This is a genomic window from Nitrospira sp., from assembly GCA_029194665.1.
Classification (GTDB): domain Bacteria; phylum Nitrospirota; class Nitrospiria; order Nitrospirales; family Nitrospiraceae; genus Nitrospira_D.
The window spans coordinates 454,732-477,538 of the sequence record JARFXO010000002.1; the positions used below are offsets into that span (position 1 = coordinate 454,732).

Annotated in this window: 19 protein-coding genes; 11 read left to right on the plus strand and 8 right to left on the minus strand. The window is 56.8% G+C overall.

The genetic code is table 11. The features are described from left to right. Window positions 1-59: 59 nt before the first annotated feature. A complete protein-coding gene (locus P0119_07755; GenBank protein MDF0665957.1) occupies window positions 60-701 on the minus strand; it encodes an IS1595 family transposase in 642 nt (213 codons plus the stop codon). A gap of 952 nt (window positions 702-1,653) precedes the next feature. Here P0119_07755 and P0119_07760 point away from each other — a divergent pair. Together P0119_07760 and P0119_07765 are read left to right on the plus strand one after the other, a co-directional pair. Then, window positions 1,654-3,765: a multicopper oxidase domain-containing protein gene (locus P0119_07760; GenBank protein MDF0665958.1), complete on the plus strand. Its 2,112-nt coding sequence runs from the start codon at window positions 1,654-1,656 to the stop codon at window positions 3,763-3,765. 365 nt (window positions 3,766-4,130) lie between these two features. Continuing rightward, the gene (locus P0119_07765) at window positions 4,131-4,328 is read left to right on the plus strand and encodes a hypothetical protein (GenBank protein MDF0665959.1); all 198 of its coding nucleotides are present in this window, start codon (window positions 4,131-4,133) and stop codon (window positions 4,326-4,328) included. Between the two features lie 365 nt (window positions 4,329-4,693). Here the strand turns inward: P0119_07765 and P0119_07770 are convergent, their stop codons facing one another. The 3 genes from P0119_07770 to P0119_07780 form a co-directional block, all read right to left on the minus strand. Continuing rightward, window positions 4,694-5,443: an alpha/beta fold hydrolase gene (locus P0119_07770; GenBank protein ID MDF0665960.1), complete on the minus strand. Its 750-nt coding sequence runs from the start codon at window positions 5,441-5,443 to the stop codon at window positions 4,694-4,696. A 319-nt stretch (window positions 5,444-5,762) separates the two neighbouring features. Beyond that, window positions 5,763-6,155: a nuclear transport factor 2 family protein gene (locus tag P0119_07775; protein MDF0665961.1), complete on the minus strand. Its 393-nt coding sequence runs from the start codon at window positions 6,153-6,155 to the stop codon at window positions 5,763-5,765. Between the two features lie 70 nt (window positions 6,156-6,225). Beyond that, complete coding sequence (locus tag P0119_07780; GenBank protein ID MDF0665962.1) at window positions 6,226-7,137, minus strand: DMT family transporter; 912 nt, start codon at window positions 7,135-7,137, stop codon at window positions 6,226-6,228. 125 nt (window positions 7,138-7,262) lie between these two features. Here P0119_07780 and P0119_07785 point away from each other — a divergent pair, with 125 nt between their 5' ends. The 5 genes from P0119_07785 to P0119_07805 all read left to right on the plus strand — a co-directional run bounded on the left by P0119_07785 (window position 7,263) and on the right by P0119_07805 (window position 11,621). Next, complete coding sequence (locus P0119_07785; protein ID MDF0665963.1) at window positions 7,263-7,667, plus strand: hypothetical protein; 405 nt, start codon at window positions 7,263-7,265, stop codon at window positions 7,665-7,667. A gap of 219 nt (window positions 7,668-7,886) precedes the next feature. Then, window positions 7,887-8,294, plus strand: a complete 408-nt coding sequence (locus P0119_07790) for a YciI family protein (protein ID MDF0665964.1) — start codon at window positions 7,887-7,889, stop codon at window positions 8,292-8,294. Window positions 8,295-8,305: 11 nt separating this feature from the next. Continuing rightward, window positions 8,306-9,559, plus strand: a complete 1,254-nt coding sequence (locus P0119_07795) for an RNA polymerase sigma factor (GenBank protein ID MDF0665965.1) — start codon at window positions 8,306-8,308, stop codon at window positions 9,557-9,559. Between the two features lie 164 nt (window positions 9,560-9,723). Continuing rightward, window positions 9,724-10,851 carry an efflux RND transporter periplasmic adaptor subunit gene (locus P0119_07800; GenBank protein ID MDF0665966.1) on the plus strand — a complete coding sequence of 376 codons (1,128 nt, stop codon included), beginning with the start codon at window positions 9,724-9,726 and terminating at the stop codon, window positions 10,849-10,851. 140 nt (window positions 10,852-10,991) lie between these two features. After that, window positions 10,992-11,621 carry a class I SAM-dependent methyltransferase gene (locus P0119_07805; GenBank protein ID MDF0665967.1) on the plus strand — a complete coding sequence of 210 codons (630 nt, stop codon included), beginning with the start codon at window positions 10,992-10,994 and terminating at the stop codon, window positions 11,619-11,621. Between the two features lie 54 nt (window positions 11,622-11,675). On the opposite strand, the gene P0119_07810 is transcribed toward P0119_07805, so the two are convergent. Both P0119_07810 and P0119_07815 read right to left on the minus strand, forming a co-directional pair. Further along, window positions 11,676-12,035: a hypothetical protein gene (locus P0119_07810; GenBank protein MDF0665968.1), complete on the minus strand. Its 360-nt coding sequence runs from the start codon at window positions 12,033-12,035 to the stop codon at window positions 11,676-11,678. Between the two features lie 99 nt (window positions 12,036-12,134). Continuing rightward, window positions 12,135-12,905, minus strand: a complete 771-nt coding sequence (locus P0119_07815; GenBank protein ID MDF0665969.1) for a CBS domain-containing protein — start codon at window positions 12,903-12,905, stop codon at window positions 12,135-12,137. 306 nt (window positions 12,906-13,211) lie between these two features. On the opposite strand from P0119_07815, the gene P0119_07820 reads away from it, so the two are divergent. From P0119_07820 to P0119_07835, 4 genes are all read left to right on the plus strand, one after another. Beyond that, window positions 13,212-14,732 (plus strand): PAS domain S-box protein, encoded by a 1,521-nt coding sequence (locus P0119_07820; protein MDF0665970.1) that lies wholly within the window; start codon window positions 13,212-13,214, stop codon window positions 14,730-14,732. Then, entirely contained in the window at window positions 14,704-15,348 is a 645-nt protein-coding gene (locus P0119_07825; protein MDF0665971.1) for a response regulator transcription factor, read from the plus strand. Before P0119_07820 ends, P0119_07825 begins: the two co-directional genes overlap by 29 nt. 469 nt (window positions 15,349-15,817) lie before the next feature. Then, window positions 15,818-19,255, plus strand: a complete 3,438-nt coding sequence (locus tag P0119_07830; protein ID MDF0665972.1) for a molybdopterin-dependent oxidoreductase — start codon at window positions 15,818-15,820, stop codon at window positions 19,253-19,255. Window positions 19,256-19,375: 120 nt separating this feature from the next. After that, on the plus strand, window positions 19,376-20,665 hold the full coding sequence (locus P0119_07835; protein MDF0665973.1) for a nitrate oxidoreductase subunit beta: 1,290 nt from the start codon (window positions 19,376-19,378) through the stop codon (window positions 20,663-20,665). Window positions 20,666-20,900: 235 nt separating this feature from the next. On the opposite strand, the gene P0119_07840 is transcribed toward P0119_07835, so the two are convergent. Together P0119_07840 and P0119_07845 are read right to left on the minus strand one after the other, a co-directional pair. Further along, the gene (locus P0119_07840; GenBank protein ID MDF0665974.1) at window positions 20,901-22,340 is read right to left on the minus strand and encodes a glutamine synthetase family protein; all 1,440 of its coding nucleotides are present in this window, start codon (window positions 22,338-22,340) and stop codon (window positions 20,901-20,903) included. Between the two features lie 259 nt (window positions 22,341-22,599). After that, the gene (locus tag P0119_07845; GenBank protein ID MDF0665975.1) at window positions 22,600-22,782 is read right to left on the minus strand and encodes a type II toxin-antitoxin system HicA family toxin; all 183 of its coding nucleotides are present in this window, start codon (window positions 22,780-22,782) and stop codon (window positions 22,600-22,602) included. Window positions 22,783-22,807 lie beyond the last annotated feature (25 nt).

The window sequence follows — 22,807 nt, forward strand, 5'->3', positions numbered from 1 at the left end:
GACAATGGAACGATCGGATCGATTGAACGGCCCCACTGAAGCATTAGGGACTGATGTAGCTACGACTTGTTGATTCTTTCCTGATACCAGTATTTCAACTGCTCAGACAATGCGTGATGATCGGATTCATTGAACCGCCACTCACATTCTTTTAGGAAACAGTGAAAACTTTTTTTCGGGATGCCGTTGAAGCGTCGCAGATATCGCTTCGATTCGTTCCAAAAGTTCTCAATCCCATCGATATGGTAGCCGCGTCTCGATAACACGGTCTTGCTGGGTTTGACACACTTGTACTGGAACTCAGAGACATCCAGCACATCACACACCTGAGAGCTATTCACGTAGATGATGCTGTGCGGGGTCACGTTCTCTTGAATGACGGGGACTACGGGCTTGGTCTTGGCATCCGGGATGATTGCCGTATATACCTTGTCGCCTCGCATTACCAATCCAACGACAAATACTTCTCTTGCTGCCTCTCGCCCGCGACGTTCTTTTCGTCCCCTCCCCCAACAGCTTTCATGAGATTCTATCTCGCTGGGGAGAACAACACTTTCTCGCTTACTGGCGATTAATTGACGGAGCCGCTGAAAAAAGACCACCGCAGTTCGTCCCTGCACCCCAACCGCCTTTGCAGCGGCGCGCGCCGTCGTGCCAGCCACGAAATGGTTCAGCAACTGCTGCTGGACTCGGACAGGCATCCGGCTCTTTCTGGGAAAGATCATTCGCTAGATGTATTGCCTGCCAAGCTCGCTTCGCTATTCAGCCGAAGTACAGACAACCACACGAAGGTTGGGGATGTTTACTAGGCCGTATTTTCTATTGGCTGCAAGGAATGGGTTTAAAAAGGTCTTGTTGCGACGGCGGCGCTAGATTAGGAGAGCAGCAGGAACCCGGAGGGCTAGGGATAGTTTGATTCATTCGCGTTTCCATTTGGAATCTGTTCCTGGGGTAATCGCCGGGGACCATTCGGCGTGCATCCGCTGATCCGTGAGCGTTTTCGTGATGGATAGCCGCCATCCGATGGCTCGATGCCAGCCTCCGGACACACGTTTCCTACAGCCCCGCCAACAGACGCCGACAGATTGACCAACCAGCAGCACATTCCAAGAGAAGAATACACCACATAATTCACTAGGATATATAATGTAGGCATAACGTAATTCATAATAGCTAAGTTATCATGCCCCTACGGGCGCCGATCCTCCGAATACATACAGCTACGAACAGTTAGCATATGCAAGTATTCTCGAATACCGATACCACAGACGTCCTCGCGCGACAAACCCAAGGCCGACAGCCGTTATCAACGCTTGCATTATTCTACTAATAACACTTAAGTGGGATTGTAGTCTGCCTCAGGGATGAGCATACACTCCCGCCTCATGAATTCCGCATGCTGTTCTCGAGCAGCCCTCAACCCATGCGCATGGAAACGATTGAAGAACCATTTTGGTGCCGCCCTGGAAGATCAGATAGACCGAATCCAACCAGCCGTGCATGGTTTATGAGCCGAGATGGCCAACTTTCTTTGAAGGAGGAGGTGCGTTGTCAAACAAAGGATTTCGACCAGTACTAGGTGAGAGCCTGAGGCTTGCGGACTTGCTTATCCATGACCCTGTTCATCTTCAGGAAGAAGGAGTTTGAACAACCATGAGTGACGACAACACACATGATGTGAGCCGGAGAGCCATGCTGAAATTGGGCCTCGTGACCGGAGGCGCGGCCATCATCGGCCCAGGCCGGATCTTGGACGCCTTTGCCATGTCCTGTTACGACAGTTCGATGAACACCTCGTGCGGAGACGCGAGGGAGGACTTTCCGACCAGTCCGCTGATCGGCGGAAAGATCGTACAAACCACAGTCAACGGCAAGACGGTGAATTCTGTGTCACTGGCAGTCGGAGATTTTGATGCGTTTTCGCAAGAGCTGCCGATTCCCACCGCCTTAAGGCCCGTGCAGCCGTATGCAAGCCCGTACGCAGGAACCACACAGGACTGCGATGGAGAGGTCCATCAGGTTGGAGTGAACGGCAAAAGAGCGGACGATAGCTCTGTGCCCAACTACGATGCCGCGATTGCTGACTGTCGGTATTACAGGATCAACTTGGAGGTGGCCTCCCATAATTTTACCGAGGAAAAAGTCGTCCCCATCAATGCCGCAGGGAAGGTGGTCCGAGCCCCCAAGCAAAGCAAGGTCGGCCGTCTGTCCTTGCCGGGCAGCACGATCTGGGGATTCAACGGGCAATTCCCCGGGCCGATGATCAACGCCGAGTACGGCAAGCCCTGTCTGGTGCGCTTTGAGAACTGGCTGAACAATGATCACGGCCTCGATTCCCAGAACTTCGGCGCCCCTGACCGGGCGTTCTTGACCCATCTCCATAATGCCCATACGGCGCCGGAGAGCGACGGCAACCCCTTCCATAAGCCTTGCCCCTATGGGCCAGGGCAATGGGTGGAGAATCTGTACCTGAACTGGGCGATCGGCGAGGATGCGGAAAAACAGTCCTTCTTGTGGTTCCACGACCACCGCATGGACCACACGGGAGCCAATGTCTACAAGGGCCTGGTCGGCCTCTATCCTATCTATGATCCCATCAAAGACAACGGCAACGAACTAGACGGGCTTCGGCTGCCGGGCGTCCGGAGCGAGAATGGAGATGGCTCGTTCAATGTCCAGTACGATATTCCGCTGGCATTTTACGACTGCCGGTTAGACGATGGCGTCACGCGCCATCGGGATTTCCATGCCGGCTGTGACGAAACCCACCCGGAATGGTGGGGAAAGACCTTCTTCAAACATTTCCCGAATAAGGGTTTCAACGGAGACGTCTTCACGGTCAACGGGGTGGCCTGTCCGGTATTGCATGTCAAGCGGCGGAAGTATCGATTCCGATTCCTGGATACGTCGATCGCACGGCAATATGAGTTCAAGCTGATGCAAGGAAACGTGGGAGCCCGTCCCGGTCAACAAGGGCAATATAATTTCATCGACGGCAACGGCAAGAACACCCTCGGCGAGCAGGTCATGAAATTTCGGCAGATCGCCGCCGATGGCGGACTGCTTCCCTTCCCCATCGACCGCAACTCCATCGAGATCTGGCCGGCCAAGCGCCGGGAGGTGATCATCGACTTCAGCCGATACATGGACGGAAGTCCGACTGCCAACGGAGAGGCGATCTACCTGGCGAACATTGCCCAAATGCTGGACGGGCGGAAACGCACCGAGAAGGATGAAAAAGAGTTCGATCCGAACTACTGCGTGCCGGTCCTCAAGTTCGTCATTGACGGGGACGCGCAGGATAACAGTGTCATGCCGGCCGTGACTCAACGGTTGCGCCCGTTACCGCCGCTGCCGGACCTCACGAAACTCCCCAAAAGAGTCTTCAGGTTCGATAAACTGGAGTTGGGCGGGGAGATGCTGTGGACGATCAATGGAAGAGCGTTTGATCACACTCGAATGGAAGCCTCTGTCAAACGAGGCCAACCTGAACTCTGGACCTTTGTGAACGAGGGCGGCGGCTGGACCCATCCGATCCATAACCACCAGGAGGAACACCAGGTCGTCTCCCGCAATGGGAAGCCGGTGCCTGATACAGCCCATCCGGATGATCGCTCCCGGGAGGACGTCGTCGCACTGGAAGGCGGTGAGTCCGTGACGATCTACCGAAACTTCCGGACCTTTACCGGCAAGTATGTGGTCCATTGCCATAACCTGTCCCACGAAGACCATGCCATGATGTTCGGCTGGGAGATCAAGCCGTAACCGTCATTGCGGCGAGCTCCAGTCCCCGGCACGGAAGTGCCGGGGACTGGCAACTACACCGGCCGTAACTAAATTCTGTGCGAGTCTCACAATCAGCGCACGTCCTGGAAAAAGCCTTCGGTAGAGCCGGCACATGGAGAATAATCAGCAGGACGCGAAGGAAACTTCGGAAGATCCCCATTTTAGAGACTTCCGGGCATCGGTAATCACTGACGGCAATGCTGTCATAAACGCGATCGGCACTCAGAAGGCTGCGGCGGCGCACGAATCAAGATCTGATAATCATCTAGAAGGCTCCTCACCTGGGCAATCCAGTTGGGAGACCGGTCAAGAAGCTTTCAGCCTTTCCAACCCAAAGAGGAGCCATGACGAAATCGTACGGCGGGATTGACCTCCATGCCAACAACAGCGGGATCATCCTGGATGATGATCAGGAGCAGGTCGTGTACGAAAAGCGAACGCCCAATGACTTGTCGAACATTCTTTCTCAACTCTGTCCTTTTCAACCACGCATTCACGGCCTCCTCGTGGAATCCACCTATAAATTGGTATCGGCTGATTGATGGGCTCATGGAAGCCGGCTACTCGGTGCACTTGGCCAACACCGCCGCGATTCAACAAGCCGAAGGCCTGAAGCATACCAATGATCACAGCGATGCACGGTGGTGAGCCCAGCGCATCTGCTGTGCGCTTCATTGCGCGTTCAGCAACGAAGACTGCACGATCGCCCGCGTCTGCTGAAGCCGGCTAGACGAATCGATTCTGCACCGTTCTGGCTGTCCTACGGTGACCACGGTCACCGTAGGACAGAATCGAAGGCCAAACCTCAACATCCGGAGCTGTGGATTCACGAACCGGAGCTCGTGGGAATGTCTTCATGCAGATGATGGTTATTCGGCAGAAGAACTCGGAGGTCTGCTTGTTCAGATCAACGTGGATTTGTTCCGCGCCACAGCGCGAGCAGCAGCTCGTTTAGAGGCTGTCCGGTGAACTGGAGCTCATGGCCGGCGCCGGCGGCCACCGCTCGAGACGCGCCGATGCGTTCAGCGAGGTCGTCGCATATCGCGTCGAACCCCGCGCTATGTCCACCTGATACGACAAGCTTCGGAAAGGTGACCGCAGCCAGCTCCATCATCGGCAGCTCGCTGTACCAGACCGGTCGCCCGCGGCGGAGCACGGGAGTCAGCGGCACGACGGCGGCAATCACTTCGGGCGGCAGCTTGTCGGTGTCACTCCCCACTGCTTGCAGAAAGCGGTTGACCCAGTCTTCATCAGAGAGATCCTGATCCCAGAGGGCTCGAACCTTGTCCACAAGGGCCCGCGCGGCTGGATCGTGGCCACCCAAAGCGAATGCAGGTGGCTCCAGCAGCGTCAGGGATAGGGTCGCATCAGGACGGCGGGCGGCTGCAAACAGGACTCCGAGGCCCCCATAAGAGTGCCCGACGAGGTGCGCGCCATCACCCATGAGCTCGACGATGTCGTCGGCATCGCGTAAGAAATCCTCGCCTTTCGCCACAGGGCTTTGTCCGTAGCCGCGCCGGTCCAGCACCAACAGTCGAAAACCCTCATCGGCGAGCGGCCGCTGCGCCTGCCACTCCTCGGCACCGGTCGCGAGCGAGCCATGCACGAGCACCACAGGCGTGCCGGTTCCCCAGGAGTCTACAAAAAGGTCGCTCATTTTCTGGCGATTGGCTTGAAGGACAACAAGGTGATTGAAATGCTCACTAGATGCATGGTGATGTTCGCCGTGCCGCTATGGAGTGTAGCGAACATGGGACATACGTTACTCCGACCTGACCCTCATTGCCAAGAGCGAGGCAGGGGTTGTGTGGTTTTCTCCTGCGCGCATTGAGCGAGCACCGTCAATCCTCTTTGCCTAACCCTCTCTTACTCTTTAAGGGGGCAGTCGAGTGGTCTCCTAACTGCGCGCATCCAACGAGGGCCTTCCCAGGCCGCGCGTTGGGCGAGCACGGGAGACCACTCGGCTGCCCCCGCTCTCACCCCATCACAGGCGAGCCGTGATGGTGAATCATCAACCACTCGTCGCCGATGAGTTCGTAGAGATTCGTGGCGAGGACCTTGGCTTGTTGCGGTTCGTCGGACTGTTGGGTAGTGAGATTTTCGACACAAATGATCCAGGCCAGATCGCCCGCCACCTGGACCATCACGTCGGTGAGTTCGAACTTCATCGAGAAGGTGTTATTGAAGATCAACACCCAGGAATCGCGGACTGCGGGCCACCCGGAACGAATCGTCCATCCCGGATGAATGCAGGTGACGAATTCCTGATGGACCCAGATCTCGTCCATTTTGGCGATGTCGAGACTCTCAAAGGCATCGTAGAATTTCTGGTTGGCTTTTGTAACGGCTTCGATACGCTGTTTCAACAAGGCTGCGCCTCCCAGTCAGCGGAGCCGTATCATACTGGAATCATCAGGAACAGGCGAGCAGGGAATCAGGCTAGCCTTGATCGAGCTTAGCCGTTTGACGATTGACGGCCCAAACTCCGGCCAGGATGAGCCCGATGCCGATGAGTTCGATCACCCCGACAGATTCCCCCAAAATCAAGGCGGATAACCCGATCGCCGCAACCGGTGTCAGGTTCCCCAAGACTGAGGCCCGTGATGGTCCGATACCTTTCACGCCAAAAAGCCATGCCTGTTGGGCCACAGCCGTGGCAAAGATGATGAGATAGCCCAGTGCGAGCCAATCAGAGGTGGTCACCGAGGCGACACCGGCGGCCATCATTTTTTGATCTGTCCATAGGAGCGGAATCTGTAGGACCGTCGCGACCATCACTGTTGTCCAGTTCACGGTTAGCGCCGAAACTCGCTCCATGATGGTGCGGCTGCCGATACTGTAGAGCGCCCAACTCACGACGCCGAGAAAGACCAACGTGCTTCCCAGTAGCGGCTGCTCGCCGGCCGCTTGAAAGCCCCCTACGGAGACCAGCCCGACGCCCGCGAAGGAAAGTACTGCTCCGGCCCACACTGCGCGCAACGGCACATCTCGAATCAACATGGCCGAGAGCAGGGCCGTGACGACCGGGCTCGATCCGATGATCACCCCGCCGACCGCTCCGCTCACATAGTTGAGTCCCATAAGGATGAGCAGGTGGTTCCCCAGCACGCCGAGCCCAAGTAGCCCCAGCAACCCCACGTCGGCGCGACTGATTTTGATCGTGCCGGCTTCTTGCGACCACCAGGTTGCGAGGAGGATCGCCAGTCCTCCCAGATCGCGCAGGACCGACGCTTCGACGGCGGAAAACGAGCCGAGGGCCATCTTCTGCGCCACAATGGAACCGCCCCACAGGACCGCCGCGAACACGACAGATCCGTAGGCCAGCGTATTGTCCGATTGACTCATTGTCATTGGATACCGTCGTTCCGGCTCGCCGTCAAGCAGTATTCCTCGCTCAATGCATTTTGTTGACGGTATTTGCCTTTGTGGGTAACCTCCGTCTAAGAGATAACGCCGGTCAAAAAGGGAGGCATTTCATGATCCAGCAGCTGCGTCTCCGAGTGTGTGTGGCAATGGTAATGGGTGCGTCTGTCCTCTTAGGAGGCTGCACCACGGCTCTTGTCCGTGATGACGTCAAGTACACGAACACCGGCGCCCATTGCTCAGGCTCCGAGGCGGTCGACGATTCCTCCATCGCGGTACTGCCGGTCCCAGTGGTCGCCTTCGTCGTTCCTCACGCGAACCTTCACGAGATCAAGGCCGATGACTATCTGAAGCGCTGCGGCAATCCGACCACCTTGATCAACCGGAAGGTCGAGGTCAACCGCACCGCTTGTATTCCAGCCGGATTGACTCGCATCATCACCCTCGGGATCTGGCAATGGTGCCCCGCCAGCGTGTCGTGGGAAGCGGATGTCAAGCTGTCATGGATAGAGAGATAGGCGCACGGTCGTGTTCGAGACTATGCGCATGCCATTCAAGACCAATCCCCACGGCCCCCCTATCGCATGTCGATGAATACCTGAACCGCCTCTATCACCAATTGAGACTCATCCTGCTTCGGCGGAAGGCCGTTGTCGATTTCAGGCTACTCCGACGACTAGCAAGTAGGCATTCATCTCCCCAGGGGAAAAGGAGGACCTATGAGGAGGTGACAACGAATGACCGAATACGCTGCATGGATTAGCCATCACCATAACGAGGAGTACACCATGAAATATCTCTGCCTGGTCTATGTCGAAGAAAAAGTGCTCAATGCTTTTCCAAGTCACGAACGTCTCGCGATCTCCGATGAAGCGATGGCCTACTGTGACACATTGCAGAAAGCCGGCCGATTGCTCGCCGCCTCCCCTCTCCATCCGGTGGAAACCGCGACCACGGTGCGGGTCCGAGCGGGCAAGACGTCGACCACCGATGGACCATTCGCCGAGACCAAGGAGCAACTCGGCGGGTTTCTCATGATCGACGTGCCGGACCTGAACGACGCCATCCGTGTGGCGGCTCATTTTCCCGCCGCCCGCTTCGGCGCGGTGGAAGTCCGCCCCTTGAAGGAGCACGGTTGCGCGTGACGGAATGCACCATGAGCGACGACTCGCCGACACAGGCGCGCGAGAGGGTGGAAGAAGTCTATCGTTCCGAGTCGCGTCACGTGCTGGCCACGTTGATTCGTCTGCTTGGCGATTTCGACGCAGCCGAAGAAGCGTTGCACGAAGCTTTCGTCGCGGCGACGGAGCAATGGCCACGCGACGGCGTACCGGGCAACCCGCTCGCCTGGCTTGTCTCCACCGGCCGTTTCAAAGCCATCGACGGCATGAGACGACGTGCCCGTTACGATGCGTCCTTGGGAGAGTTCGCCAAGGAGATCGAAACAGCGACGAGCGATCCGGCGGAGCAGGAGGATCAGTCCATCGAGGATGATCGATTGCGACTGATTTTCACCTGTTGCCATCCGGCCCTTTCACCGGAGGCACAAGTGCCCATGACTCTGCGAGAGGTCTGCAATCTCACCACGGAAGAAATCGCACATGCGTTTCTCACCAAACCTGCCACGATTGCACAACGGATTGTGCGTGCGAAATCGAAGATCCGCGATGCGCGGATCCCTTACGAAGTGCCGCCTCCAAGCGAGTTGCCGGACCGATTGGATACGGTGTTGCACGTCGTCTATCTTCTGTTCAACGAGGGCTATTCGGCTTCGTTCGGCACCTCGCTCACCAGGGCCGATCTTTCCGGCGAAGCGATTCGCCTCGGCCGACTCCTCTTACAGCTCTTGCCTGAACCGGAGGTCATGGGGCTTCTTGCCTTGATGTTGCTCCACGAATCACGGCGTGGAGCACGCACGTCTGAAACGAAGGAACTCGTATTGTTGGAACATCAAGACCGCTCGCTGTGGAATCAGACCCTCATCAGGGAAGGCGTGGGGTTGATCGAACGAGCGCTGGCTTCACGACGTTTCGGTCCCTACACCTTGCAGGCGGCCATCGCCGCAGTCCACGCCGAGGCTTCAAGCACCCTTGAGACCGATTGGTCCCAAATCGTCGCATGGTACGATCTGCTCTTGCGAGCCGATCCATCACCGATCATCGCGCTCAACCGGGCAGTGGCGGTTGCCATGCGTGATGGACCGGCCAAAGGGCTGGAATTGGTCGATGCACTCCTGGCAAACGGTGAGTTGACGAACTATCACCTCGCGCACGCTGCACAGGCTGATCTCTGCCGACGACTTGGAAAGCACGCAGAGGCCCGCGCTTCATACAAGAAGGCACTTGCTCTCACCAAGCAAGAACCGGAACGGCGGTTTCTGGAAAAGCGCCTGGCGGAGTTGGCGGACTGAGTGTGGCCTTGATGATCAGCCATCCTCCCTGATAATTGTCCGCTATCCTTCCCTGCAACCCCCTGACTGACCCATCCATGGCTCCGCAACGGCAGACCATGACAAACAGAGACCCAGAGCCATGAAGGCTCAGAATTTGGTAACATGGTCCGGCGAGCCTACCCATGAAGCGTGAGAATTGGATCGGATCGACCTTACTTGTCTTGTTTGTCCTCCTGCTGGGCATCGGCCTCGCGTCATGGAAGTACGAATCGTTCCAGAGCGAGCAGGCCGCTTCGGCCAATCAGCCGGAGCCGATGGAGTCGGTCACCCTTGCCGTCGCACGAGCAATCGACCACCGCCAGACGACTACCTCTATCGGCACCGTGTTGGCCTTACGTTCCATCACGCTGAAGAACGAACTCGCCGGGACGGTCCGGGACGTCCGGCTCATCCCGGGGCAGATCGTGGAACCGGGAACATTACTGGTTGCGCTTGATGTGTCGGTGGAAGAAGCGGAGCTCAAGGCCCAAGAAGCCCAGGCCGCCCTGGCTACAACCGTCCTCAATCGCAGGAGGAGCCTGAATCAAGAGTTGGCGACCACGCAGGAAGAAGTGGATCGCGCCCGCGCCGACTTGGATGTGGTACGAGCTCAGATCGCCCGCACGAAGGCCATCATCGCCAAGAAGACCATCCGGGCCCCGTTCCGTGCACGCGTCGGCATTGCCGATGTCCATCCAGGCCAGTACCTGGAAGAGGGAACGTTGCTCACGACGCTCCAGGGCGTCGGCGAAGCTGTGCATGTGGACTTCACGGTCGCGCAGCAGATCGCCGCCGGCTTGCAGGGCGGCGAAGCCGTCGAAGTGCTCGCGGCCGGTGATTCCCCTGCTGTCATGGCCAGGATCGTGGCTCTCGACGCCCGCATCGATCCGACGACCCGGAATGCCATGATACGTGCCAGAATCGAAGGTACCCACAATGTACCGGCACCCGGAGCTTCAGTTCGCGTCCGGGTCCCGGTCGGCCCTCAACGTACAGTCGTCGCGATTCCGGTCAGCGCGCTCCGTAAGGGGCCGGGAGGCGACCAAGTATTCGTCATCCTGCCGGACAAAGACGGACGCAACCGAGTCCATACCCGCCAGGTTGAAAGCGGCGCCATGGTCGGCGATGAGATCGTGATCCATACCGGCCTGAAGGCCGGCGAGCAGATCGCCGCGGTGGGTTCCTTTAAGCTCCGCGACGGTGTCCTCGTCGCGGTCGCGGAGGCTGCCGAGAATAACTCGAAAGGGTCTCACGAGACCGGGAAACCCTGAACCGATCCTGATGCCACAGGACAGCGCACGAACAGCGTTCGGCGACCGGTTCACCAAATATCCCTTATTTGGAGGTCGTCGTCATCCCGGTCATTCTATTTGACCGACCAGAAACAACGGTATCGAGAACGGAAAAGACTATGCACTACAGGTTGCCACGCAAGTTTCATAGCACACTTTTGGTTATCGTGCTCTCTCTCACCGGTTGTGCCGAGCTGACCTATCAGCGTATGAACGATCCCTCGCGGGACGTCTGGCAGAAACCACAAGGAGTCGTTGAAAAGCTGGCCATCGTGCCGGGATCGCGCGTTGCAGACTTGGGTGCCGGTGGAGGGTACTTTACCTGGCATCTAGCCAAGGCGGTCGGGCCGAGAGGAACGGTCTATGCGGTTGATATCGAGGAGAAAGCCATTGATATGATCTTCAAAGAAATGGTCGCCCGAGGGACTCCGAATGTCCGACCCATCCTGGCCGAGCGGCACGATCCAAGACTTCCAGAACCCGTCGACCTGGTGTTCAGTTGCAATACCTACCACCTGATAAATGACCGCGTCGCCTATTTTCGGTCTCTTGCCTCATCGCTACGGCCCGGCGGTCGCATCGCGATTCTCGATGCTCATCCTCGTGGATTGGTTTCTGGCCTATTCGGTCACAAAATCAAGAAAGAAGCGGTCCGGCGAGAAATGAAGGACGCCGGCTATCTTCTGGTCGGTGACTACGATCTCATCGATCGCCAACATTTCCAGATTTTCGCGAGGGCGGAGAGTTGAGATCCGGTCATTCTTGGGTTTCAAGAACAGAGATTGGAGCCAAGCAATTCTTGCTCACGTCTCCATCATTTCGAGCCGGGTATCGAACTCGTTTCCGCAGACTGTGCATCGGATACAGTCCGACTCCACCGTAAATTCATCGGAACGTATCCCCATCCCGCCGCAATCCGGGCAGCGGGCAAGGTGAACTTTCTGATCATCCACCGTCTCGTATTGCACACCGTGAAGACAGTACACCGGTTTTCCGTCAAGCTGCCATGGTCGTCCTGCATTGTCGATGACCGGCAAGACGAGGTAATGATGGTTCACATAGTCCTCCATCTCGCGGCGAGTCGCAAAACCGTCTTTGACCAGTTTGTCGGATACAGCATGGTACAGCCCGCCGTCTTTTACGATCACTTTGGTCGGCCCCATCGGTTCACCTCCTCGCAAAAATCATCACCTGTACAGAGGCACCAACAACCCCCTGCGTTTTCCGAGCTCATGACATTTCAGCCACAGCAAGTTCCATCGCTAGACGACGCCGGAGTAATACCGCAGAATATTGGAGACCGAGATGACGCCGATAATCTGTCCGTCTTGCGTGACGGCGACGTGTCGGGTGGCCTGCTCCTTCATGAGCCGCACGGCGTCGATAATCGGACGATCACCTGCAATGGCCACCACCGGTTTGCGCATGCAGGCTTTGGCCGGCGTAGTATTCGCGTCGACGCCGTTGGCGACCACGGCTCGCGCCAGAATCGAATCCGTGATGAACCCCACGTACGATTGATTGTCGGTCAGAAGCAGCGAGCCTAGTTTCCATTTCTGCATCATCTGCCCCGCCTCCCGCAGGCTGGTTTCTTGCGAGACACTCTGAATCTCGGGAGTCATGTGCTCCGCCACTTGAGGACCGATCAGGGTCTGCCGACTGGCCTTCCCTCCTTTGGGTTCGGTCGCGCGGCGGGCTTCCAACTCCGAGATGCAGCTTTCCAACACCCGGCTTCGCTGGAGCAAGCTGTACCGTTGACCGTCCATACCGGCGCTTTCCGGCGCTTCGTCCGTCATGTTCACAAGGCCGGACGCTTCACCCAGTTCAGCATATTCATAGGCATGGAGGAGATCGGAGGTCTGCCCAAGGAGATCGCCGATCAATCGCTCCGTGTCCAGATCGAACTCTTCCAAGTTACGGGTCGGTGTGCCCTTGCCCAGGAACGTAGCCAGTTCAGCCAGCTGTTTGCGCATGCGTTCGATACTACGATCGAGTGAAATCCGTTGTTTTGCGGAAGCGGTGCGCGTGGACATAACACCTCCTCTAGACAGGCGGGGTAAAGGCGAGATACAGGTGGATGATACCTCCATCGGAATATGCGAAGCAAGCCGACCGAACTGTAGCCGATTACGATCTCATCGCCCGCAGGCATTTCCAGGTTTTGCGAAGTCTGGCGACTGAGGGCCGCTCACGGCTCTTGGACTGTCGCGATTGTGACTGTCCAGCCTATCGACCCAACCCATATTGACGCGAGGCAACCATCCTCGATAACCTTAGCGACAACCGCAACCCACCTGAGAACCGAACAAGCCATCGTTTCAATCGCTCATGGCGATAGCATGCGCATCCTTATTCAATTCAGAGAAACTCTCCTGATCGCCTCCACGATCCTGCTCTTCATTGGGTTATTCATCTTCGACATCTACACGCCGACGGCCTTCGCCGACCATGCGCTTTATGTCATTGTTGTTTTGATCGCTACGGCGTCACGTTTTTCATGGCTTCCGTCCCTAGCCGCCGGAACCGGAACGATCCTCACTATGGTGGGAGGACTTGGGACTCCGTGGTTTGTCGATTTGCCGCGATGGGTCCAGATAGGAAACCGAGCCATCACGATTGTGGCTTTGTGGGTCCTGGTCTGGTTTGCCTGGAAACGGCGCCAAGCGGAAACGGCACTGCAGAAGGCAAAGGAAGATCTCGAACAAAAGGTCACAGAAAGGACTCAGGAACTCGCCACCGTGAATCGGACCTTGGTCACGCAAATCACTGAACGTGCTCAGACTGAACAGGCGCTGCGTCTCTCGCAAGGGCGGCTTGCCGACATCCTAGATATCGCCGAAGACGCCATCATCGTCACCGCAGACGATCGATCGATCACGCTCTTTAATCAAGGGGCGGTAAAACTGTTCGGCTACGACCCGGAGGAGGTGCTGGGGAACCGGATCGACCTGCTGCTACCCGAACGGTTTCGGATTGATCATCCTTCCTACATCAACGCGCTCGCCCATGACTCTGAATCGGCGCATCGGATGGCACAGCGGCGTGAAATGGTCGGCTTGAAGAAGGATGGAAGTGAGTTTCCTGCGGAAGCGAGCATCTCAAAATTGAGCCTCGGCGAGCGGACGACGTTTACAGTGATCGTGCGAGACATCACGGACCGATTGAGAACTGAACGGCAGCTCCAGTCGCTCACCACCGAACTGATGGCGGTGCAAGAAGAGGAACGTCGGCGCATCGCACGCGAACTTCACGACGATGTGAATCAGCGGCTGGCTCTGCTGGCAATCGAGATGACAAATATGTTGTCCGCCCCATCGACGCTGACCGTCCAAGCGAAGGAGACGATCCAATCCCTCAATCAACGATTGGTGAGGATTTCCGATGATGTCCGCCGCATGGCCTATCAATTTCATCCCTCCATCCTGGACGACCTTGGTCTGACTGCGGCGCTCAAACACATGGCCGATGAATGGTCGGAGAAGACGGGGATTAAAATCGTCATCGTGCAGCAAGAGGTAACCGATCCTTTGCCGCGGGATATTGCCAGTTGTCTCTATCGAGTGGCGCAGGAGAGTCTTACCAACATCATGAAACATGCCCGCGCCGCACGCGTGGAGCTCGAATTGACCTGTGACGACCAAGAGATTACGCTGTCGATTTATGATACCGGTGTCGGCTTCGATCTCAAGGACATTCGGGCCCGCCATCCCGGGTTGGGTCTCGTCAATATGCGAGAGCGGGTGCGGTCCGTGCGAGGCCGATTAGACATCCAGTCCCAACTAGGCCGAGGCACACACATCATCGTGCATATTCCATTTTCTGGAGCGCTCCATGAAGAAACCACGGGTTCTTATAGCTGACGACCATACCTTTGTGCTCGAGGGATTCAAGAAATTGCTGGAAGACCATTGCGACGTGGTAGGCGCCGTAGAAGACGGTCGCGCCTTGATCGAAGATACTCTCAATCTCCGGCCCGACATCGTGGTACTGGACATTTCAATGCCCCGGTTGAACGGCATCGAGGCGGCAAAGAAGCTCAAGAAGCAGATCCCCGAAGTGAAACTGATTTTCGTCACGATGCATGCTGACCTGGCTTATATCAACGCAGCGTTCAGAGCAGGAGCATCAGGTTACTTACTGAAACGATCGGCGGCCACTGAGTTGATGCAGGCGGTTCAGTCTGCGATGAACGACAAGTTCTATGTGACTCCGCTCATTACGAAAGAAGTCATGGCGTCTTTCCTGAAACCGACACAGCCCCGTTCAGCCACGATTGAGGACTTGACGACAAGGCAGCACGAGATTCTGCAGTTGGTCGCCGAAGGGTTGTCCGCGAAAGAAATCGCCGATCAGTTGAAGATTTCTCACCGTACCGTGGAATTCCACAAGACCAAGATCATGGAACAACTCAACGTCCACACAACGACGGAGTTGGTCAAATTCGCCATGGCGCATGGCTTAGTCACAACAGCGTGATTCCTCTGTTTGCAATACGGTAGTTGTCTCGCTGAAACCTCGTAGTTTCTGTAAGCACGGCCGGTAATCTTTCCCTCTCTCCTCCCACTACCACTCCGCTAAACTACATCATCGCGAAAGTCGCATCGTAACAACTCTGATGAATTAGGCGGATGGTTTTTTGACCTATTTTTCGGTCTACGAATTTCCTGAGTTACGACAAGATGACTGGGGTTTTGCCTGGTGCCCGTGTGAGACCGGAGAGGGTACGATGGCCGGGTCCGTTAATGATCGCCGGAGAAGACATGGTGTCTGAATACGCTCAAGGCTTATGCCCGTCCCCAACTCTTCATCGCACAGGCGACAGTTAGAAGCGTGAATGCATGTTCAATGCATGTTCATTGATCCAGCGTTGAACTCAGGATAATGAAATTACGTCACCAAAAGACAAGAATGCTGATCTTTACCGAACTGAAGGGAGGTAGCGCACATGATTATCTCGCGTAGACAGTTCTTGAAAGCCTCAGCAGGCACCGTCGCGGCTGCCGCCGTGGCGGACAAGGTCCTGGCCCTGACGGCCCTGCAGCCCGTAATCGAAGTGGGCAATCCCTTGGGGGATTATCCGGACCGCTCGTGGGAGCGGGTCTATCATGACCAATACCGGTATGATTCCTCCTTTACGTGGGTCTGCTCCCCGAACGACACCCATGCTTGCCGCATCCGGGCCTTTGTGCGGAACGGCGTCGTCATGCGGGTGGAACAGAACTACGACCACCAAACGTATGAAGACCTGTACGGCAATCGTGGGACGTTTGCCCATAACCCACGGATGTGCCTGAAGGGGTTCACCTTCCATCGCCGGGTCTATGGGCCCTATCGCTTGAAGGGGCCCTTGATGCGAAAGGGGTGGAAACAGTGGATGGATGACGGCTCGCCGGAGCTGACCCCGGAATCCAAACGCAAGTACAAGTTCGACAGCCGTTTCTTGGACGACATGCTGCGGGTCTCGTGGGACACCGCCTTTACCTATGCGGCGAAGGCGATGATCGTCATCGGCACACGGTACAGCGGGGAAGCCGGGGCCCGGCGGCTGCGCGAGCAGGGCTATGCGCCGGAGATGATCGAGATGATGAAGGGGGCGGGGGTGCGTTGTTTCAAACACCGCGCCGGCATGCCCATTCTCGGATTTCTTGGCAAACACTCCAATACCCGTATGAACAACAGCGTCCTGCCGTTGCTGGACACCTGGATCCGGAAGGTCGGTCCGGATCAGGCGCAAGGGGGGCGCTATTGGAACAATTACACCTGGCACGGAGACCAGGACCCCTCGCAGCCCTGGTGGAACGGCACCCAAAACTGCGATGTCGATTTGAGCGACATGCGGTTCTCCAAGATGAACACGAGCTGGGGCAAGAACTTCGTGGAAAATAAGATGCCGGAAGCGCACTGGAAGCTCGAATCGATCGAGCGCGGCTGCCGCATCGTGGTCATCACCCCGGAGTACAATCCGACGGCGACGCGCGCCGACTACTGGATTCCTCTGCGACCGCAATCGGACGGGGCTCTGTTCCTCGGGGCCTGCAAGATCATTCTCGATGAGAACATGCAGGACATCGACTACATCAAGCAGTTTACCGATATGCCGCTGTTAGTCCGTACGGATACTTTGCAGTATTTGGATCCGCGGGATGTCGTGCCCAACTACAAATTTCCCGACTTTTCCCACAGCTATTCGGGCCGGATCCAATCGTTGAAATCGGATCAGATCGAGCGGCTCGGGGGCTTCATGGTGTGGGACTTGGCCAAGAAACAGGCGGTGCCGCTCCATCGGGAGCAGGTCGGCTGGCATTTCGACAAGAGCGGGATCGATCCGGCCCTGACCGGCACCTATCGGGTCAAGTTGCTGAACGGCCGCGAAATCGACGCCCTGCCGATCTACCAGATGTATCTGATCCACCTCCAAGACTACGATCTGGATACCGTCCATCAGATCACCCGCTCGCCCAAGGACCTCATTGTTCGCTGGGCGCGCGACTCCGGCACGATTAAGCCGATGGCCATCCACAACGGCGAGGGCGTCTGTCACTATTTCCATATGACGGAAACGGGCCGGGCGGCGGCCCTCGTCACGACCTTGACCGGCAATATCGGCAAATTCGGCACGGGCTGCCATACCTGGTCCGGCAATTACAAAGTGGGGATTTGGAATGCCACGCCCTGGTCCGGGGTCGGCTCCGGTGTGCATCTCTCGGAAGATCCCTGGCGGCTCAATCTGGATGCCAATGCCCATGGGAAGGAAATCAAATACCGGAATTACTATTATGGCGAGGAGCCGGGGTACTGGAACCACGGCGACACCGCCTTGATCGTCAATACCCCAAAGTATGGGCGCAAGGTGTTTACCGGCAAGACCCATATGCCGACCCCCAGTAAGATCCGGTGGGTCGTGAACGTCAACATCTTAAACAACGCCAAGCACCATTACGACATGGTGCGGAACGTCGATCCGAACATCGAATGTCTGATGACGCAGGACATCGAAATGACGTCCGACGTCAACCACAACGATATCGCCTTCGCCGCCAACTCCTGGATGGAGTTCACCTACCCGGAGATGACGGCCACGGTATCGAATCCCTGGATTCAGATTTGGAAGGGAGGCATCCGACCATTGTACGACACGCGGAACGATGCGGATACGTTTGCCGGCGTGGCGGCCAAGTTGGCCGAGATGACGGGGGACGGCCGCATGCGCGACGTCTTCCATTTCGTCTATCTGAATCGCGTGGATGTGTATGCGCAACGGCTCCTCGATGCGTCCAGCACCTTCTACGGCTACAGTGCCGATGTGCTGTTGAAGTCGGAAAAGGGCTGGATGGTGATGACTCGCACCTATCCGCGACATCCTCTCTGGGAAGAGACCAACGAGTCGAAACCGATGTGGACCAGGTCCGGGCGCATCGAGACCTATCGTGTCGAACCGGAAGCCATCGAGTACGGCGAAAACTTCGTCGTGCATCGCGAAGGGCCGGAGGCGACCCCCTACTTGCCGAACGCCATCTTCACGACGAACCCCTATGTGCGGCCGGACGACTATGGCATTCCCATCACGGCCCAGCACCACGACGACAAGACAATTCGGAACATTAAGCTGTCCTGGGCTGAGATCAAGCGTCATAGCAACCCCCTGTGGGAGAAGGGGTACCAGTTCTACTGCGTGACCCCCAAGACCAGGCATCGGGTCCACAGTCAGTGGTCGGTGAACGACTGGGTACAGATTTACGAGTCGAACTTCGGCGATCCCTACCGCATGGACAAGCGGACGCCGGGTGTCGGCGAACATCAAGTGCACATCAATCCGCAAGCGGCCAAAGACCGCGGCATCAACGACGGCGACTATGTGTACATCGACGGTAATCCTGTCGACCGTCCCTACCGCGGCTGGAAGCCGAGCGATCCCTACTACAAGGTCGCGCGGTTGATGATTCGCGCGAAATACAATCCGTCCTATCCGTACCATGTCACGATGGCCAAGCATGCACCCTTCGTCTCGACGCCGAAGTCGGTCAAGGGTCATGAAACGAGACCGGACGGGCGTGCCATCGCGATCGATACCGGCTACCAGTCCAACTTCCGGTACGGCGCGCAACAGTCCTTTACGCGCAGTTGGCTCATGCCGATGCATCAAACCGACTCGCTCCCCGGCAAATATTCGAACGGGCTCCGGATGAAATGGGGGTTCGAAATCGACCACCATGCGGTCAATACCGTGCCGAAGGAATGTCTCATCCGCATCACCAAGGCGGAAGACGGCGGCATCGGGGGTCGGGGGCCGTGGGAACCGGTGCGGACCGGCTTCACGCCGGGTCAAGAAAACGAGTTTATGCTCAAGTGGCTCAAAGGCGAGCATATTAAAATCAAGGTGTAACCGGAGGCCAATGGTCCAATCGTCAATGGTCAATCGGAGAAAGAGTCTGGTTGGCCATTGACGGTTGCTCTCAGGAATGAGTGATGATTATTGACCTCATGACGTCCAACGGAGGAAACCATGCCTGAAGTCTATAATTGGCAGCTGGGACGCAAGATGTTGTATCCCTACGAGGAACGGCATCCGAAGTGGCAGTTTGCCTTTGTGTTCAACATCAATCGCTGTTTGGCCTGTCAAACCTGTAGCATGGCCGATAAATCGACCTGGCTCTTCTCCAAAGGCCAGGAATACATGTGGTGGAACAACGTGGAGACCAAACCCTACGGCGGGTATCCCCAGTTCTACGACGTGAAGATCACGCAGCTGATCGAACAGGTCAATCCGGGTGGGCAGGTCTGGAACGTCCGGGTCGGACGGAAACACCATGCCCCCTACGGCGTGTTCGAAGGGATGACGATTTTCGATGCCGGGGCCAAGGTGGGCCAGGCCGCGATCGGCTATATTCCGACGGACCAGGAATGGCGGTTCGTCAATATCTATGAAGACACGGCCACCTCGATGCGCGCCCTGGTCGAGGGCATCGACAAGACCGGCTTCTCTCGGGATGAACCCTGGAAAATGACCGGCAGCAGCCTCCCGGAACATGAGACCTTCTTCTTCTATCTCCAACGCATTTGCAATCACTGCACCTATCCCGGTTGCTTGGCGGCCTGCCCGCGCAAGGCGATCTACAAGCGGCCGGAAGACGGGATCGTCCTGATCGACCAGAATCGCTGCCGGGGATATAAGAAATGTGTCGAGCAATGTCCCTATAAAAAACCTATGTATCGGGGGACGACGCGGGTCAGCGAGAAGTGTATCGCCTGTTATCCTCGAATCGAAGGGAAGGATCCGCTCACCGGCGGCGAACCGATGGAAACGCGCTGCATGGCGGCCTGCGTGGGCAAGATCCGGATGCAGAGCCTGGTGCGGATCGGCGAGGATGGGCTCTGGGCCGAAGACCGGTGGCATCCGCTCTACTATGCCATCCGGGTCGAGCAAGTGGCTTTGCCGCTGTATCCGCAGTGGGGGACCGAGCCCAATGGGTACTACATCCCGCCCCGGCATTCCCCCCGTGGCTATGCCCGGCAGATGTTTGGGCCTGGTGTGGACAATGCCATTGAAAAGTATCTGGTGCCGAGTCGGGAACTGTTGGCTGTACTCCAGCTCTGGCGCGCCAGCCAGCAGATCATCTTCCGGTACGATGTCATTCCGGGGCCGAAAGTCTTCGAAACCCAGATTCACGGGAAGCGGTTCGAGATGTACAACGATACGGTGTTGGGCTTCAATAAGTCGGGGAAAGAAGTGGCCCGCATTCAAGTCGAAGAGCCCATCTATATCCGGCCGGCCGAACGGGTGACCTGGCTGTAGCGCGACCTCAGGCGCAAGGCTCACAGGGGGCGACGTCCGTCAAGGGCGTCGCCCCCTGCTGTTCCTAACTGACTTCACTTGCTTGTAGTCGCCTGGGCTTCCATCCGGCTCTGGGAAAAGTCGGTTCGTGTGCTTCGACGAGCTCAGCGCGAACGGAAACCCTCAGCATATTCAATGACCGCTCCGTTCGTCCTGAGGCTCTCGAAGGATGAACGGAGGGGTTTTCCGCAGCCTGCTAGAACTGATTCCAGAGCATCTGATTTGTGACTTCGTGATGGAAGAGGACTTCCGAAGCCTTCACGATCGTCCCGAGCTCCTTCGAAGTTCGATCCGCCACCAATTGCTTGAAGCTCGCATACTTCTTCTTACTGTCGTCGCCGAGAATTGTGGCGATAAATTTCGACTCGTTGAACAGCGCAATCGCATCATTGATGTTGCCTGGAAGGAATCCACCGCGCACGCCGGTTGTCTGGTCCTGTTCCAAACGCTCCCCTTCCAAACCGGTCTTGAGCATGGTGTACAGCACGAGGTACGGGTTCGCATCGGGAGCGACCGAACGCAATTCGATGCGCGCCGTTTTCTCGTTGGCCATCGGGATGCGGATCATGGAGCCGCGATCGATCGCCGAGACCTTGATCTGGTTCGGTGCTTCAAAGTGCGGATCGAGCCGGCGATAGGCATTTACCGAGGGATTGAACACAAGACAGATCTCAGGCGCATGATTCAGCAGCTTGAGGATGAAGTCCCACGCCAGATCGGAGAGGCCGTCTTTCCCCTTCGCATCGTAGAACATATTCTTGCCGTTCTTGCTCAAGGAGAAGTTGGTGTGCATGCCGGACCCGTTGATCCCGACGAACGGCTTCGGGAGGAACGTCGCGGTGTGTCCCATGGAGCGGGCCACTTGACGACAGATCAGCTTGTACAGTTGCACCTGATCGGCTGCGCGCACCGCATCAGCATAGGAAAAGTTCATTTCAAACTGCGAGGGCGCGACTTCCGGATGATCTTTCTCGTTCTTGAAGCCCAACGCCCGCTGGGCTTCCGCCGACTTGTCGATGAACTGGCGAAGCGGATCCATCGGGAGCGAGTGGTAGTACCCGCCGGTTGAGATGAGCTTCAACCCCTGTTCGCGGTACCGTTGCTCGGCGTTCGGCCCTTCCACCAGAAAGCCTTCGATTTCACAGGCGGCATAGGCCGTCATGCCTTCCTTTTTCTTGAGGTGCTCCGTGAATGATTTCAACATGCCACGAAAGTCGCTGTGATATGGCGTCCGATCGCTGTTCAAAACCGACGCGAAGAAAATCACTTTCCCTGCTCCGATCACATCGGCGGGAAAGTAGCGGATAGACGACCAGTCGACGGCAAGGCGCAGGTCCGACTCATGTTGCGGCGTGAATCCCCTGATGGACGATCCATCGAACGTCAGATTTCCCAACGAGCCCAGCAGGAACTTCTTGTCGTAATCGAGCATGTGAAGGCGCCCCTCGATATCTGAGAAGCACAAGGTGACGGCTTTGATGTGCTTTTCCTTTTCTAGCCAGACCGTATATTCCTGTTCAAGATCCTTTGCCCCGGTCTTCTCGGCGCGCTCCGCCGCCTGGACATTCATCTCTTCGAGTTCCTCATACGGAATCTCGAGAAAACTCTTCAGCTCGGCCGCTGTCTTTGAAGTCATGGTTCACCTCACCAGTTCGTAGTATTTAAATAGTTGACATATACGCACACAGCTTACATCGTCCGGATGCTCCTTGGCTTCACGATCATCTCTACCGAGAAGACCACGAAGCGACCATCCGGACGGGAACGAGTCTGGCACACCTTGCTTAGGTATGCAATGTGGATTTGAGGACATGTGGATTTTGAGGAATGAGCAGGATCGATGTTCTTTCGAACTGGACCATGACGCGGCCGCTTCTCGCTGAACCGTTGATCTCTTATAGCAAGGCCCTGGACTCATCAATGGTCAGACCAGCATCACGAATAATGCCGCCCATTGTAATGGCGTTGACAGGATTGTGCCGAGGGATAGTGAGAATTCGCTGGCCATTGCTCATCACCAGGTGCTTGCTCTGACGGACGACCCGAAAGCCGGCTTTCTCGAGCGCGCTTGGCGTCAAGGTGATGAACTCCCGGGAGCTTAGG

Coding starts and splice junctions, on each gene's coding strand:
- P0119_07755 (MDF0665957.1), bottom strand. CDS start 701: ATGCCTGTCCGAGTCCAGCAGCAGTTGCTGAACCATTTCGTGGCTGGC.
- P0119_07760 (MDF0665958.1), top strand. CDS start 1,654: ATGAGTGACGACAACACACATGATGTGAGCCGGAGAGCCATGCTGAAA.
- P0119_07810 (MDF0665968.1), bottom strand. CDS start 12,035: ATGGGGCCGACCAAAGTGATCGTAAAAGACGGCGGGCTGTACCATGCT.
- P0119_07790 (MDF0665964.1), top strand. CDS start 7,887: ATGACCGAATACGCTGCATGGATTAGCCATCACCATAACGAGGAGTAC.
- P0119_07805 (MDF0665967.1), top strand. CDS start 10,992: ATGCACTACAGGTTGCCACGCAAGTTTCATAGCACACTTTTGGTTATC.
- P0119_07840 (MDF0665974.1), bottom strand. CDS start 22,340: ATGACTTCAAAGACAGCGGCCGAGCTGAAGAGTTTTCTCGAGATTCCG.
- P0119_07835 (MDF0665973.1), top strand. CDS start 19,376: ATGCCTGAAGTCTATAATTGGCAGCTGGGACGCAAGATGTTGTATCCC.
- P0119_07800 (MDF0665966.1), top strand. CDS start 9,724: ATGAAGCGTGAGAATTGGATCGGATCGACCTTACTTGTCTTGTTTGTC.
- P0119_07815 (MDF0665969.1), bottom strand. CDS start 12,905: ATGTCCACGCGCACCGCTTCCGCAAAACAACGGATTTCACTCGATCGT.
- P0119_07820 (MDF0665970.1), top strand. CDS start 13,212: ATGCGCATCCTTATTCAATTCAGAGAAACTCTCCTGATCGCCTCCACG.
- P0119_07780 (MDF0665962.1), bottom strand. CDS start 7,137: ATGACAATGAGTCAATCGGACAATACGCTGGCCTACGGATCTGTCGTG.
- P0119_07770 (MDF0665960.1), bottom strand. CDS start 5,443: ATGAGCGACCTTTTTGTAGACTCCTGGGGAACCGGCACGCCTGTGGTG.
- P0119_07795 (MDF0665965.1), top strand. CDS start 8,306: ATGAGCGACGACTCGCCGACACAGGCGCGCGAGAGGGTGGAAGAAGTC.
- P0119_07765 (MDF0665959.1), top strand. CDS start 4,131: ATGACGAAATCGTACGGCGGGATTGACCTCCATGCCAACAACAGCGGG.
- P0119_07785 (MDF0665963.1), top strand. CDS start 7,263: ATGATCCAGCAGCTGCGTCTCCGAGTGTGTGTGGCAATGGTAATGGGT.
- P0119_07825 (MDF0665971.1), top strand. CDS start 14,704: ATGAAGAAACCACGGGTTCTTATAGCTGACGACCATACCTTTGTGCTC.
- P0119_07830 (MDF0665972.1), top strand. CDS start 15,818: ATGATTATCTCGCGTAGACAGTTCTTGAAAGCCTCAGCAGGCACCGTC.